This is a genomic window from Streptomyces sp. A0958 (genome assembly GCF_004795035.1).
Lineage (GTDB): Bacteria > Actinomycetota > Actinomycetes > Streptomycetales > Streptomycetaceae > Streptomyces.
The window spans coordinates 73,528-87,999 of the sequence record NZ_SSBK01000018.1 but is presented as its reverse complement, the minus strand read 5'-3'; the positions used below and the strand labels follow the sequence as shown (position 1 = coordinate 87,999).

The window sequence follows — 14,472 nt, the reverse complement described above, 5'->3', positions numbered from 1 at the left end:
CTCCTGACCTGCACGGGCCCTCATGCGGATAACCGGGGGCGGCCGCTTCGGCGCGTTGCTAGGGTCGGCGGCCCTGCCGTCCGGCGACGTCCGCCGTGACGCAGCCGACACCCGTGGGGGATCTGTGCCCGACGCGCCACTCGCATTGACCGTCCGACCGCTCGGCGGCCCGGAGGAGCTGGACCTCTTCCGCCAACTGCCCTACGTCCTCGACCACGAGCTGGAGGACGACCTCGCTACGGGCCGCCGCCGCCCGGAGTGGATGTGGGTGGCGCTGCGCGGTGAGCGGGTGGTGGCGCGGATCGCGTGGTGGAGCCGGGACGGCGGGAAGCCGCTGCTGCTCGACTTCTTCGACCTGGACGACACCCTGCCGGGGCCCGAGCGCGAGGAGGCGGGGCTGCGGCTGGTCGAGGCGGCGACGGCCGCCGTCGTACCGGCCGGGACACCGCGCCCCGAGTACGGGCGGTTCGTACCGGCCGACTGGCGCGAGGACCCGGCGGTCCGCGACGCCGTGGAGGCCCGTATCCGGGTCATGGAGCGCACCGGTGCCCGGATGCTCGTGGAGCGGCTGCGCCTGGAGTGGCGCCGGGGTACGCCGGTCCCCGCCGACAGCGGGCGGCTGCGGTTCCGTCCGGTCGCCGGGCGTGAGGACCTGCTCGCCCTGATGACACCGGTGATGGAGGGCACCCTCGACGCCCACGGCCGGGAGGACCTGGCGGCCGGCCTCACACCGCGCCAGGCCGCGGAGAAGCACTACGACGAGGAGCTGGCGGGCTACGCGACGCCCCGGGAGTGGTGGCGGGTGGCCGAGCTGCCGGACGGGGAGCCCGTCGGCTTCGTGATCCCGGCCCGCAACGACTACAACCCGATCATCGCGTACATCGGGGTGCTGCCCGCCCACCGCGGTCACGGCCACATCGACGACATCCTCGCCGAGGGCACCCGGATGCTCGCCGCGCAGGTGGGCGTGGAACGCGTCCGGGCGGCGACGGACCTCGGCAACGTGCCGATGGCGAAGGCGTTCGAGCGGCTGGGCTACGTCAACTTCGAGCGCGCCTTCGACATGGTGTGGGACGACTGAACCCCGGTCACCTCTCCGCGCCCCGCTGGGCCTTGATGAGGTCGCGGTACCAGGCGTAGGAGTCCTTCGGGGTGCGGCGCAGCGTCTCGTAGTCGATGTGGACGAGGCCGAAGCGCTTGCTGGCCCCCTCGGTCCACTCGATGTTGTCGGTGAGCGACCAGGTGAAGTAGCCGCGTACGTCGACGCCCGCGTCGATCGCCTCCCGCAGGGCCCTGAGGTGGCCGTCGAGGAAGGCGATCCGGCGGGTGTCCTTCGCGGGCTCGTCCACGGCGCAGCCGTTCTCGGTGATGTAAAGCGGCGGGAGGCGGTCCCCGTAGCGCTCCCGCAGCTGGACCAGGGTCTCGCGCAGCCCGTCCGGGACGACGGGCCAGCCGAAGTCGGTCTTCTCGTACCCCTCGATCTCCCGGATGCCGAAGGGAAGGCTCTCGGGCATGCCGAAGCCGGCGAAGCTGTCGAGGGCGTCGGGTGTGGGGGCGCCGACGAGGGTGGGGTTGTAGTAGTTGACGCCGTACCAGTCGAGCCGGGTGGAGATCGTCCGCAGGTCGTCCTCGACGGGCCCCGGCATCAGGGCCGCGAAGTTCTCGTCGGGGTAGCGGCCGGTGAGGAGCGGGTCGGCGAACAGCCGGTTGGTGAGGGTGTCGTACAGCTCGGCGGCGAAGCGGTCATCGTCGGACTCCCCCGCCGTCCAGACCGGCGAGTGCGATACGGCGATGCCGATGTTGCCGGCGCCCGCCGCGCGCAGTGCGCTCACGGCCAGGCCGTGGGCGAGGAGCTGGTGGTGGGCGGCGGGCAGCGCGTCGAAGAGGAGGGTGCGGCCGGGGGCGTGCTCGCCGAGCGCGTAACCCAGCAGGGTGACCTCGGCGGGTTCGTTGACCGTGATCCACATGGGCACACGGTCGGCGAGGCGTTCGGCGACGACGCCCGCGTACTCGGCGAAGCGGTAGGCCGTGTCGCGGTTGAGCCAGCCGCCGGCCTCGTCCAGCGGGAGCGGGGTGTCCCAGTGGTAGAGGGTGGGGGCCGGGGTGATGCCGTGGGCGCAGAGCTCGTCCACGAGGCGGTCGTAGAAGTCGAGGCCCTGCGGGTTGACGCGGCCGCTGCCGCCGGGCACGACGCGCGGCCAGCTCACCGAGAACCGGAAGGCGTCGGCGCCGAGTCCGGCCAGCAGCGCGACGTCCTCGCGGTAGTGCCGGTGGAAGCCGGTGCCCCGGCTCGTGTCGGTGCCGTCCTTGATGCGTCCGGGCTGCGCGGCGAAGGCGTCCCAGCCGGACGGGCCCTTGCCGTCGGCGTCGGCGGCGCCCTCGGTCTGGAAGGCGGACGCGGAGGCTCCCCACAGGAAACCCGGTGGGAACGACGGCACGGTCATCTCGGCCTCCACAGCCGTTAGAGGGAGTGCGTAGGGCAGAACCCGGCAGGGCAGTGATCAGAATCAGACCTTAATCGCCAGTATCGAACTCGATCCAGTGTCGGGGGCCGGAGATCGCGCCCGCTGCCGACCATGGGCCGGGACGAACGGCCCCGGAAGCGAGGGAGCGCTGCATGTTGTTCGAGGTATGGGCACCGGACGCGGGATCGGCCGCTCTGCGACTGGCGGGCGAGCTGCGGCCGATGGAACCCGATCCGGACCGGTCCGGCTGGTGGACCGCCGAGGCGGACGCCTCGGACGGCGACCGGTACGGATTCGCGCTGGACGGCGGGCCGGTGCGCCCCGACCCGCGTTCGCGCCGCCAGCCGGACGGGCCGGACGGTGAGTCCGCGGTGGTCGACCACGACGCGTACACCTGGCGCTCCGACTGGGCGGGGCGCGGGCTGCCGGGCGCGGTCCTGTACGAGCTGCACACCGGCACGTACACCGACGAGGGCACCTTCGACGCGGCGGCGGCCCGGCTCGGGCACCTCGTGGAGCTGGGCGTCACCCATGTCTCGCTGATGCCGGTCTGCCCCTTCCCCGGGGTGCACGGCTGGGGGTACGAGGGGGTGTCGCTGTGGGCCGTGCACGAACCGTACGGCGGGCCGGAAGGGCTGAAGCGCTTTGTCGACACGGCGCACGGTCTGGGGCTCGCCGTCGTCCTGGACGTGGTCCACAACCACCTGGGCCCGTCCGGCAACTACCTCCCCCTCTTCGGCCCGTACTTCACCGAGACGCACCACACCCCGTGGGGCGCGGCGGTCAACCTGGACGCGCCGGGCTCCGACGAGGTGCGGGCGTTCCTGCTGGGTAGCGCGCTCGCCTGGCTGCGGGACTACCGGCTGGACGGGCTGCGGCTGGACGCCGTCCACGCGCTGGCCGACACCCGGGCGCTGACGTTCCTGGAGGAGCTGTCCGCCGCCACCGACGCGCTCTCGGCGGAGCTGGGCCGCCCGCTCACCCTGATCGCCGAGTCCGACCTGTGCGACCCGCGCACCACGACGCCACGCGAGGAGGGCGGGCTCGGCCTGCACGCCCAGTGGAACGACGACTTCCACCACTGTCTGCACACCGCGCTGACCGGTGAGGCACAGGGCTACTACGCGGACTTCGCCGCCGCCCCACTGGCCGGGCTCGCCAAGACGATGACGAGCGCCTTCTTCCACAACGGCACGTACTCCAGCTTCCGCGGCCGTACGCACGGACGCCCCGTCGACGCCGGCCGCAGCGCCGCCCACCGCTTCGTCGGGTACGCCCAGACCCACGACCAGATCGGCAACCGGGCCCTCGGCGACCGGCTCGCCGCCTCCCTCTCCCCAGGACTGCTGGCCTGCGCGGCGGCCCTCGTGCTGACCGGGCCGTTCACGCCGATGCTGTTCATGGGCGAGGAGTGGGGCGCCCGGACGCCCTGGCAGTTCTTCACCGACCACACGGACCCGGAGCTGGCCGAGGCCGTGCGCACCGGACGGCGGCGGGAGTTCGGGGCGCACGGCTGGGCGGAGGAGGACATCCCGGACCCGCAGGACCCGGCCACCCGTGCCCGCTCCTGCCTGGACTGGGACGAACCCCACCGCGAGCCGCACGCCCGGCTGCACGCCTGGTACCGCGAGCTGATCGCGCTGCGGCGCGCCCTGCCCGACCTCTGCGACCCGGATCTGGCGTCGGTGAGGACGGCGTACGACGACGAGGCGCGCTGGCTGGCGGTGCGCCGGGGCGACCTGCGGATCGCGGTCAACCTCGACGGGGAGCCGGCCGCGATCCCGCTGGGCGGCGGCCGGCACCGCGGCGGCGCGGACCGGGTGCTGACCGCCTGGCTGCCTGTCGACCCGCCGGGCCCGGACGGGATGCTGCACCTGCCGCCGGAGTCGTGCGTGCTCCTGGCCGACGGCTGACCGCTACTCGACGACCACCAGTTCGCGGGCGGTGGCGTTGAGGCGCCGCCCGCCGTCCTCGGTGACGGTCACGATGTCCTCGATGCGGACGCCGAACCGGCCCGGCAGATAGATGCCGGGCTCCACCGAGAAGCACATGCCGGGCACCAGCGGCTGCTCCTCGCCCTCGATCATGTACGGGGGTTCGTGGGTGGTGACGCCGATGCCGTGGCCGGTGCGGTGGATGAAGCGTTCGCCGTAGCCGAACTCGGTGATGACGGCACGGGCGGCCCGGTCGATCTCCTGGCAGGCGACGCCGGGGCGCACCGCCGCGCAGCCGGCCTGCTGCGCCTCGCGCACGATGTCGTGGACGCGCTGCTCCTCGGCGGTGGGTTCGCCGACGTGGACCGTACGGGAGGTGTCGGAGCCGTAGCCGTGTCTGAGTCCGCCGAGGTCGAGGACGACCATGTCGCCGTGCTCGATGGTGCGCCCACCGGCCTCGTGGTGCGGGTTGGCCCCGTTGGGCCCGGAGCCGACCACGGTGAAGTCGACCCGGGAGTGCCCGTGCTCGGTGAGCAGCCGGGCCAGGTCGGCGGCGATGTCCGTCTCCTTGCGGCCGGCGAAGCGCACCTTGACGATCTCCTCGTACGCGGCGTCGGCTGCCGCCCCGGCCGCGGCGATCCGTTCCAGCTCGTGGGCGTCCTTCACGGCGCGCAGCATCGGCAGCGCCTCGGTGAGCGAGGCGTACGAGGTGTCGGGCAGCCGCTGCTGGAGGCCGAGCAGGTGCATCGCCCAGGCGTTGTCGCTGATCCCGAACCGGCCGCGCGCGTCGAGCAGCGGGGCGGTGACGGCGTACGGGTCCTTGCCGTCCGTCCAGTCCCGCAGGGTCAGCGCGGGGGCGCCCACGGCCTTCTCCGCGTCCGGGGCCTCCAGCGTCGGCACGATCAGGACGGGGTCCTGGCCGGCCGCGAGGACGAGGAGGGTGAGGCGCTCGGTCGCCGCGGTCGGCTGGTAGCCCGTCAGGTACACCAGGTCGGGCCCCGGCGCGACCAGCACGCCCGCGAGCCCGGCCGCGGCGGCGCTGTCGGCGGCCCGTGCCATCCGGGCCCGGTAGTCGTCGGCGGTGAACGGCACGGGCTGGTGCGTGCGGGACATGCGGGGCCTCCTGACGGCGCGCAACGGCCCTTTCATCCTGCCCGTCCGGCGGCGGGCGCGCGAGTAGTCAGGGCCGGGGGCCGCTCCCCTCCCGCACGAGGAGGTCGGCGCGGTCGCGGCCGGGTGCGACGAGCCGCGCGTTGGCCTCGTCGGACCGGGCCACCCAGCGCTCCGCATCGGCCCTCGGCCTCCCGTACCGCACATGCCGGTCGACCAGCCTGCGTACGCGTACGGCGTCGTCGAGTTCGAGGAACCACGCCTCGTCCAGCAGCCCGCGCACCGGCGCCCAGGGCCCTTCCCCGTACAGCAGGTAGTTGCCCTCGGTGACGACGAGCGGGACCTGCGGCGGTACGGGGACCGCTCCGGCGACCGGCTCCTCCAGGGCGCGGTCGAAAGCGGGGGCGTACACGACGGTCCCGGGCTCGGGGGCCCGCAGCCGCCTCAGCAGGGCGGCGTACCCGGCGGCGTCGAAGGTGTCGGGTGCGCCCTTGCGGTCGGCCCGGCCGAGCCGTTCGAGTTCGGCCCCGGCGAGGTGGAAGCCGTCCATGGGCACGAGGACGGCGAGCGACCCGAGCGCTTCGGTGATCCGGCCGGCCAGGGTGGACTTGCCGGCTCCGGGCGGCCCGGCGATTCCGAGGATGCGCCGCTCCCCGGTCCGGGCGAGCCGGCGCGCGCGGGCGGTGAGGCCGGTGAGGTCGCTGAGATCCATGCGGATAGTGTCGCGTCCCGGGCCGGTGACCGTCCGCGCCCACCCGTCCCGCGAGGAATCCCATGCCCCACATCGCCCTGGTCACCCTGGTCGTCCGCGACTACGACGAGGCCCTTTCCTTCTACACCGGCGCCCTCGGCTTCGACCTGGTGGAGGACACCGACCGGGGCGACGGCTCCCGCTGGGTCGTGGTGCGCCCGCGCGGCACCGAGGGCACGGGGCTGCTGCTGGCCCGCGCCAAGGACGAGGCGCAGGCGGCGAGTATCGGGGCGCAGACGGGCGGCCGGGTCGGCTTCTTCCTGCACACCGAGGACTTCGCGGCCGACCACGCCCGCATGACGGCGGCCGGAGTGCGGTTCCTGGAGGAGCCCCGCCACGAGGTCTACGGCACGGTCGCGGTCTTCGAGGACCTGCACGGCAACCGCTGGGACCTGCTCCAGCCGGCGTGAGGAACGGGGCCGCCCCCAGTCCAGTCCCGGTAGGGGACGCCGGGTGGAGGGGCTGCCCTGTCAGCGCGTGCCGTTGCCCTCCAGATACGCCAGGACCGCCAGGACCCTGCGGTGCACCGAGCCGTCGTCCGCTTCGAGGCCGAGCTTGGCGAAGATGGAGCCGATGTGCTTGCTCACCGCCCGTTCGGTGACGACGAGTTCGGCGGCGATCGTGCCGTTCGCCTTGCCCTGGGCCATCAGTTCCAGGACCTGCCGCTCGCGGGGTGTGAGGCTCAGCAGGGGCTTCGCGGACGCCTTGCGGGTGAGCAGCTGGCTGACCACCTCCGGGTCGAGCGCGGTGCCGCCGGCCGCCACCCGGTCCAGCGCCTGGAGGAACTGGTCGACGCGGCCCACCCGGTCCTTGAGCAGGTAGCCGATGCCCTGGGCTCCCTGGGCCAGCAGCTCGGCCGCGTACGTCTCCTCGACGTACTGGGACAGGACCAGGATCGGCAGCTCCGGCAGCTCCTCGCGGGCGGCGATGGCGGCGCGCAGCCCCTCGTCGCGGAAGGTGGGCGGCAGCCGTACGTCCAGGACGGCGGCGTCCGGGCGGTGCCGCAGCAGGGCGGGGAGCACCTCTGGGCCGGCCGCCGCGTCGGCCACCACCTCGTGGCCCGAGCTGGTGAGCAGCAGGATCAGGCCTTCCCGCAGCAGGGCGTTGTCCTCGGCGATCACGATCCGCACGGCAGCTCCACCTCGATGTCTGTCGGCCCCCCGAGGGGGCTGCTGATGCGGGTGGTGCCGTCCAGGGCGGCGATACGCCGCCTGATCCCGACCAGTCCGCTGCCGCCGCGTTCGTCCGCGCCGCCGTGCCCATCGTCGCCGATGGCCACGAGCAGGGCGCCGGGGGCCCGGTCGATGCGGACGCTCGCGGCCGTCGCGCCGCTGTGCTTGCCGATGTTGGTGAGCGCTTCGGCGACCACGAAGTAGGCGGCCGCCTCGACGGCGGCCGGCAGCCGGCGCCCGTCGTCCACCGCGTCGAGCTCCACGGTGACGGGGACGGCGCAGTCCGCGGCCAACGCCCTTACCGCGCCAACGAGTCCGCGGTCGGTGAGAACCGGTGGGTGGATGCCCCGCACCACGTGCCGCAGCTCGGCGAGCGCGGCATCGACACCGTCCTGGGCCTCGTCCAGGCGCTGCCGGGCGGCGGCCGGGTCCTGGTCCAGCAGTTGCTTGGCCAGGCCGATGCGCATCGACAGGGCGACGATCCGGGCCTGCGCACCGTCGTGCAGGTCGCGTTCGATACGGCGGAGTTCAGCACCGTGCGCCTCGACCGCACCGGCCCGGCTCTCCGTCAGCTGGGCCACGCGTTCGGCGAGTTCCGCGGCGGGCGGCGCCTTGAGCAGGGAGCTCGTCCACTCCGCCGAGAGCCGGGCGAGCACGGGATGCCAGCGCAGGACCAGGCCGTACCGCTCGGGCCGCGGCGAGCCGTACTCGTCGGCGGCCCGCCGGTCCAGCAGATGCGTCAAGGACAGCATGATCCCGTCCACCAGCAGCCCGACCGGCCACAGCACCATCATGGCGTAGCCGACGACGTTGCCCGCGACCGCCTGGAACGGCAGCCACAGGGCCTCGCGCCTGGCGACCGGGTCGGCGAGCACCCGCCGGACCCGTTGGCCGAGTTCGCCGCCGTCGTACGGCAGGTGCGGCATCGGCCGGAACGGGACGCCGAGGCAGTCCGCCGCCCTGCGCCGCTCGAACTCGGCGAACCTGTGCAACGCCTTCGCCGCCTCGGGCAGCGCGGGCAGCCCGATGACCACGACGGCGAACAGCAGCGCCGCCACCACCAGGAAGGTGGCCACATAGGCGAACAGCGCCACCGGAATACCGATGAGGATGTACTGCGAGGCCTGCCAGGAGCGGCGGATAGCGGTCGTCAGCGGGGCAGGGGCGGCGGTGCTCATGCCGCACCACGTTACGGGGGCGGGCCCGCCCCCGGAGTGGGGCCGTCTCCCCGGGGCGTGGTGGAGCAGGCTGTACCCCGGCTCGGGAGTGCGTACCCTCCCCGGCCCGCCTCGCCGCTCCTACCGTTTATGCAGGTCAGGCGGTACGGGCAAACGAGCGAGGGGTTCACGGTGGAGACAACCACGACGGTGCGCGCGGCGGCGCTGGAGCTGGAGGCGGTGAGCCGGCACCACGGGCGGCGCGGCGGCCTGGAAGCGGTCGCCCTGGACGCGGTGAGCTGTGCGGTGCCGGTGGGGAGCTTCACCGCGGTGGTCGGCCCCTCCGGATCGGGCAAGAGCACCTTCCTCCAGTGCGCGGCGGGCCTGGACCGGCCGACGTCGGGGACGGTACGTATCGCGGGGACCGATCTCGGCAGACTCTCCGAGGCGGCGCTGACCCGGCTGCGGCGGGACCGGATCGGATTCGTCTTCCAGTCCCACGCGCTGAACCTGGTGCCGTCGCTGAGCATCGTGGAGAACGTCGTACTGCCGCTGGTCCTGGCCGGCGCCGACCCGCGGGACGCACGCGTGCTGGACCAGGGGCGGCGGCTGCTGGACCGGGTGGGCCTGGCCGGCCGGGGCGACGACCGGCCAGGCACCCTGTCCGGCGGCCAGCAGCAACGCGTGGCGGTCGCACGGGCGTTGGTCAATCGACCCGATGTGCTCTTCGCGGACGAGCCGACGGCCTCCCTCGACCCGGAGTCGGCCGCGCTGGTGCTGGGTCTGCTGCGGGACGCGGTACGGCTGGACGGCCGTACGGTCGTGATGGTCACCCATGATCCGGCGGCGGCCAGCTGGGCCGACACCGTGCTGACCATGGACGGGGGCCGGCTGCGATGACTTCCTCCGGAAGCAGGACGGCCCTGCGCGCCGGGAGCCGGCGCGCCTCGGCGTTCCTGGCCCGCCGCTCGCTCAAGGCCCATCGCCGCGCCTGGGCCGCCGTGTTCGCGTCAGCGGCGGCAGCGGCCGCGCTGCTCGGCGCCTTCGCCCTGGTGCTCGGCTCGCTGCTGCTGGCGCGGCCGCCGGTGGATCACTATGCCGGGGCCGATGCGGTGGTGGTGGCCGATCAGCGGGTCACGTACACGGCGAAGCCATGGGGCAGCGAGCCGCAGACGGCCACCGCCCATCTACCGGAACGGGTACGGCTGGACCGCTCCCTGGTGGCGCAGGCGGCAGCGGCGGACGGCGTGGCACTGGCCGTCGCGGACGACTCCGTCCCGGTGACCGTGGGCGACGGGGCGCCGGCGGTGGGCCGCTCCTGGGCCTCCGCCGTGCTCACCTCGTACGAGCTGTCCGATGGGCGCGCGCCGAAGTCCGCGTCCGAGGTGGTCGTGGACCGGGCGCTGGCGGACGCGGGCGGGCACATCACCGTCCAAGTGGGCGGCGCGACCCGGCAGTACACCGTCAGCGGGGTGGCCGCGACCGGTCACCGGGGCGGCACGCCCGCCGTGTTCTTCACCGAAGCACAGCTCACCGCGCTGGCCGGCCACCCCGGCACAGTGGACGCGATCGGCGTCGTCGCCGAGCGCGGCGTCTCCGCCGACGCGCTGCGGGCATCCGTCGGCGAGGCCGTGGCAGGGCAGGCCGGAGGTGAGCGCGGTCCGCGCGTGCTGACGGGTGCCGAGCGCGGCGAGGCGGAGCACGTCGACGCGCTCGGCGGGCGCGGCGATCTGCTGGCAATGCTGGCGTCGATCGCCGGAACGGTGGTCATGGTGGCCCTGCTCGTGATCGCCACCGCGGTCTCCCAGGCGGTACACCAGCGTTCCGGCGAACTGGCGCTGCTGCGGGCGGTCGGGGCGACTCCCCGGCAGCTCAGGTCGGCGGTCGGCCATGAGGCGGGCCGGGTCGCGGACACCGCCGCGGTACTGGGCGCGGTCGGGTCCGTGCCGCTCGGGCTGCTGATGCGGTCGCTGCTGACCACCGACCCGCTGCCGCTGCCCGTCCCGGTGTGGCTCCCGGTCGCGGCGGGCGTCGCGGGTGCGCTGGTCGTGGCACTGGCCGCCCGGCCGGTGGCACTGCTCGCGGCGCGAACGGTGACCCGGATGCGTCCCGCGGTCGCCCTGAGCGCGGCGCGGGCGCCGGAGCCGGGGGAGCCGGGGCGGCTGCGCACCGGCGCCGGTGTGCTGCTGACGGTCGCGGGGCTCGGTTCGGCCGGTACAGCGGCCACGCAGAGCGGTCAGGCCGCGGCGCTGGCCGCGTCGGGAGCGGCGACCTCGCTGATCATCGCGGTGGCGCTGCTCGGTCCGTGGATCGCCCGGGTGTCGATGCGCGTCCTCGGCGCACCGGCCCGGCGTGCGGGCGGGGTCTCCGGATTCCTGGCCGCACGGTCCGCCGCCGCGCACAACCGCCGGCTGGGTGCGGCGCTCACCCCGATCGTGCTGGTCGTCGCGTTCGTGTGCGTCCAGCTGGCGGCCGGTACGACGCTGGAGCGGGCCGCCGACCGGCAGGCGGCCGACGCCCTGCGGGCGGACCTCGTGGTGACGGGCCCCGCATCGGGCATCCCGGCGGAGGCGGCGCAGGCAGTGCGCGAGGCCCCCGGGGTGGCGGCCGCGACGGGGCTGCTGCGGTCGGCCGTCGTCCTCGCCCACCGCGAGGCCGGCGACCCGGCGCTGGACCGCTTCCCGGTGCTGGGCGTCACGGCGGACCAGCTGTCCGGCACGCTCGACGCCCGGGTCACGGCGGGCGACCCGGCCGCCCTTACGGGCCGGGGAACGGTCGCGGTCGGCGAGGACCGGGCCGACGACCTGGGCGCCGGCGTCGGAGACACGGTGGGGCTGCGTCTCGGGGACGGCACGCAGGTACGGCTCAAGGTGGTGGCGCTCTACGAACGGTCCCTGGGCCTCGGCGAGTTCATGCTGCCCCGCGAGGCACTGGCCGGGCATGTCTCGGCTCCGCGCGACCAGCAGATCCTGGTGCGCTCGGCGGACGGGGACGCCACGTCGGCCGTACGGCGTGCGCTGGCACCGTACAAGGGGCTCCATGTCCGGCCGGCGACGGCGGACGACGTCCGGATCAGCCCGTCGTCCTCGGACCAGGACGATGCCCTGATCGTTATCGGCGTCGGCGTGATCGGCGGCTTCGCGCTGCTCGCCGTGGTCAGCACCCTCACCCTGATCTCGGTCGGCCGCCGCCCGGAGTTCCGCCTGCTGCGACTGGTCGGCGCGGGGCGCGGGCAACTGCTGCGGATGCGGGTGCTGGAAACGGGCCTGGTGACGGTGGCCGGTCTGACCATCGGAACCGCGGTCGCGGCGATCCCCCTGCTCGCGTTCGCACTCCCGGCGACGGGCGGACTGCCGTACCTGCCTCCGGTGCGGTACGGGGTGCTGGCGCTGGCCGTGGCGGCTGCGGCGACCGTGGGCACGCTGTTCCCGGTGCGGGGGCGGCCGGCCGCAGGACGTGGCTGACTGTCAGCGGGCTTTCGCTGAACCGGGCCCGAACCCGGGGCCGGCCATGCCGCAAGCGCGCAACGGTCTACCGAACACCCTGATCGGAGTCGGCGTACTGGCCGGGGAACCGAAGTGGGCAGTCCGCGGTTGTGGTGTCCGTCGCGGTCGGACGACTCGTCCCCCAATCCCCCGGTCACCTGCTGTGCGCAGTCACCCCACCCATGACTGCCCACACGCACGTTCGGTTTCCGTCAGGGCCGGCTCAGCCTGCCGCGAGCACGTCGCCGCCCGCCGCCCCCGCCAGCGCGTCCAGCACCGGCGCGATCAGCGGATGGGCTTCCGCGCCCCGGCGTACCGCTGCGAACACCCGGCGGGTCGGGGCGGTGCCCTGGACCGGGCGGATCACCACACCGCTCAGGGCCATGCCCCGCAGCGCGGAACGCGGGACCAGGGCCACTCCGGCGTCCGCCCCGGCCAGCGCGACCACCGCGTGGAAGTCGTCCGACGAGTGTTCGAGGTTCGGTGCGAAACCGGCGTACTCGCAGGCCAGGACCACCACGTCGTGGCAGGGGTTGCCCGGGTACGGACCGATCCAGGCGTCCTTGGCCAGGTCGGCGACGGCCACCTGCTCCTGGCCGGCCAGCCGGTGCCCGACCGGGAGCACCGCGTCGAACGGCTCCGAGTACAGGGGTACGCGGGTGAGCCGGCGGTCGTCCTCGCCCGGGGCGCCCCGGTATTCGACGGCGACGGCCACATCGACCTGCCGGTCCAGGACCATCGGGACGCTGGCGTCGCCCTCGGCGTCCTGGACCCGGACCTTGATGCCGGGGGCGGTGGCGCTCAGGGCGGCGATGGCGGGGGCCAGGACGAGGCCGATGCCGGTGGCGAAGGCGGCGACCGTGACCGTTCCGGCGTCGCCCGCGCCGTACGCGGCGAGCTCGGCCTCGGCCCGCTCCAGCTGGGCCAGCACCGCGTTGGTGTGGGTGAGCAGGATCTCGCCGGCGGGCGTGAGGCGGGCGCCGCGCGAGCCTCGTTCGACCAGCCGGTGGCCGGTCTCCTGTTCGAGGGCGGCGAGCTGCTGGGAGACGGCGGAGGGGGTCAGGTAGAGCGCGGCGGCCGCGGCGGTCACCGTGCCGTGGTCCGCCACGGCACGCAGGATACGCAGCCGCCGTGCATCGATCATGTGACCCATTGTCCCAGGTCGCGGGGGCGCCCTGACCGCCCCCGCGACCAGCCGGGACTAGCTCTCCAACGCGGCGCGGGCGGCGACGAACGCGTCCACGGCGCGGTTCACGTCGGCCGTGGAGTGGGCCGCGGAGAGCTGGACGCGGATGCGGGCCGCGCCCTGCGGGACGACCGGGTACGAGAACCCGATCACGTACACACCGCGCTCCAGGAGCAGCTCCGCCATCCGGCCTGCCTTCGCCGCGTCCCCGATCATCACGGGAGCGATGGCGTGGTCGCCGGGCAGGACGTCGAAGCCTTCCTCGGTCATCCGGGTACGGAAGAGCGCGGTGTTGGCGTTGAGCCGGTCGCGCAGGTCGCCGGCGGACTCCAGCAGGTCGATGACCTTGAGGGAGGCGGCGGCGATGACCGGGGCGAGCGAGTTGGAGAAGAGGTACGGGCGCGAGCGCTGGCGGAGCAGGGCGACGATCTCGGCGCGGGCGGCCACGTAGCCGCCGGACGCGCCGCCGAGCGCCTTGCCGAGGGTGCCGGTGATGATGTCGACGCGGTCCATCACGTCGTGCAGCTCCGGCGTACCGCGTCCGCCGGCCCCGACGAAGCCGACGGCGTGCGAGTCGTCGACCATGACCATGGCGTCGTAACGCTCGGCGAGGTCGCAGATCTCGCGCAGCGGCGCGACGTACCCGTCCATGGAGAAGACGCCGTCGGTGACGACGAGGCGGCGCCGGGCCCCGGACGCCTCCTTGAGCTGCTGCTCCAGGTCGGCCATGTCGCGGTTGGCGTAGCGGAAGCGCCTGGCCTTGGACAGGCGGATGCCGTCGATGATCGAGGCGTGGTTGAGGGCGTCGGAGATGACCGCGTCCTCCGGGCCGAGGATCGTCTCGAACACGCCGCCGTTGGCGTCGAAGCAGGAGGAGTAGAGGATCGTGTCCTCCTGGCCCAGGAAGGCGGAGAGCCGCTGCTCCAGCTCCTTGTGGACCTCCTGGGTGCCGCAGATGAAGCGGACGGAGGCCATGCCGTAGCCCCAGCGGTCCAGCGCCTCGTGCGCGGCGGCGATCACGTCGGGGTGGTCGGCGAGGCCCAGGTAGTTGTTGGCGCAGAAGTTCAGCACCTCGCCGGGGCGCCCGCCCGCAGTGACGGCGACGGTCGCGGACTGCGGGGTGCCGATGACGCGTTCGGGCTTGTGCAGCCCGGCGGCCTCGATCTCTTCGAGGGTGGTGCGCAGGTCGTCGCGTACGGAGTCGAACATGCC

At 74.2% G+C, this 14,472-nt stretch carries 12 protein-coding genes; 5 read left to right on the top strand and 7 right to left on the bottom strand.

Going from position 1 to position 14,472, the window contains the following annotated elements; genetic code table 11:
- The first annotated feature begins 124 nt into the window (after positions 1-124).
- On the top strand, positions 125-1,081 hold the full coding sequence (locus tag E6P78_RS19165) for a GNAT family N-acetyltransferase (RefSeq protein WP_136204830.1): 957 nt from the start codon (positions 125-127) through the stop codon (positions 1,079-1,081).
- Positions 1,082-1,088: 7 nt separating this feature from the next.
- Here the strand turns inward: E6P78_RS19165 and E6P78_RS19160 are convergent, their stop codons facing one another.
- Entirely contained in the window at positions 1,089-2,444 is a 1,356-nt protein-coding gene (locus E6P78_RS19160) for a GH1 family beta-glucosidase (RefSeq protein ID WP_136204829.1), read from the bottom strand.
- A 173-nt stretch (positions 2,445-2,617) separates the two neighbouring features.
- On the opposite strand from E6P78_RS19160, the gene treZ reads away from it, so the two are divergent.
- A complete protein-coding gene (gene treZ, locus E6P78_RS19155; protein ID WP_136204828.1) occupies positions 2,618-4,378 on the top strand; it encodes a malto-oligosyltrehalose trehalohydrolase in 1,761 nt (586 codons plus the stop codon).
- Positions 4,379-4,381: 3 nt separating this feature from the next.
- Here the strand turns inward: treZ and E6P78_RS19150 are convergent, their stop codons facing one another.
- Entirely contained in the window at positions 4,382-5,512 is a 1,131-nt protein-coding gene (locus E6P78_RS19150) for an aminopeptidase P family protein (protein WP_136204827.1), read from the bottom strand.
- A gap of 67 nt (positions 5,513-5,579) precedes the next feature.
- Complete coding sequence (locus E6P78_RS19145; RefSeq protein ID WP_136204826.1) at positions 5,580-6,221, bottom strand: nucleoside/nucleotide kinase family protein; 642 nt, start codon at positions 6,219-6,221, stop codon at positions 5,580-5,582.
- A gap of 62 nt (positions 6,222-6,283) precedes the next feature.
- Between E6P78_RS19145 and E6P78_RS19140 the strand changes: the two genes are divergently transcribed.
- Positions 6,284-6,670, top strand: a complete 387-nt coding sequence (locus E6P78_RS19140) for a VOC family protein (protein ID WP_136204825.1) — start codon at positions 6,284-6,286, stop codon at positions 6,668-6,670.
- A gap of 60 nt (positions 6,671-6,730) precedes the next feature.
- On the opposite strand, the gene E6P78_RS19135 is transcribed toward E6P78_RS19140, so the two are convergent.
- Together E6P78_RS19135 and E6P78_RS19130 are read right to left on the bottom strand one after the other, a co-directional pair.
- The gene (locus tag E6P78_RS19135; protein WP_136204824.1) at positions 6,731-7,390 is read right to left on the bottom strand and encodes a response regulator transcription factor; all 660 of its coding nucleotides are present in this window, start codon (positions 7,388-7,390) and stop codon (positions 6,731-6,733) included.
- Positions 7,378-8,610: a sensor histidine kinase gene (locus E6P78_RS19130; RefSeq protein WP_136204823.1), complete on the bottom strand. Its 1,233-nt coding sequence runs from the start codon at positions 8,608-8,610 to the stop codon at positions 7,378-7,380. Before E6P78_RS19130 ends, E6P78_RS19135 begins: the two co-directional genes overlap by 13 nt.
- A gap of 129 nt (positions 8,611-8,739) precedes the next feature.
- Here E6P78_RS19130 and E6P78_RS19125 point away from each other — a divergent pair, with 129 nt between their 5' ends.
- Together E6P78_RS19125 and E6P78_RS19120 are read left to right on the top strand one after the other, a co-directional pair.
- Positions 8,740-9,489, top strand: a complete 750-nt coding sequence (locus E6P78_RS19125; protein WP_136204822.1) for an ABC transporter ATP-binding protein — start codon at positions 8,740-8,742, stop codon at positions 9,487-9,489.
- A complete protein-coding gene (locus E6P78_RS19120; RefSeq protein WP_136204821.1) occupies positions 9,486-12,053 on the top strand; it encodes an ABC transporter permease in 2,568 nt (855 codons plus the stop codon). The genes E6P78_RS19125 and E6P78_RS19120 overlap by 4 nt, the downstream gene beginning before the upstream one ends.
- A gap of 244 nt (positions 12,054-12,297) precedes the next feature.
- Here E6P78_RS19120 and E6P78_RS19115 read toward each other — a convergent pair whose 3' ends face one another.
- Both E6P78_RS19115 and E6P78_RS19110 read right to left on the bottom strand, forming a co-directional pair.
- Positions 12,298-13,218, bottom strand: coding sequence for a LysR family transcriptional regulator (locus tag E6P78_RS19115; protein WP_136204820.1), 921 nt, complete (start codon positions 13,216-13,218; stop codon positions 12,298-12,300).
- A 57-nt stretch (positions 13,219-13,275) separates the two neighbouring features.
- Positions 13,276-14,469 (bottom strand): glycine C-acetyltransferase, encoded by a 1,194-nt coding sequence (locus E6P78_RS19110; RefSeq protein ID WP_136204819.1) that lies wholly within the window; start codon positions 14,467-14,469, stop codon positions 13,276-13,278.
- Between the last annotated feature and the right edge of the window lie 3 nt (positions 14,470-14,472).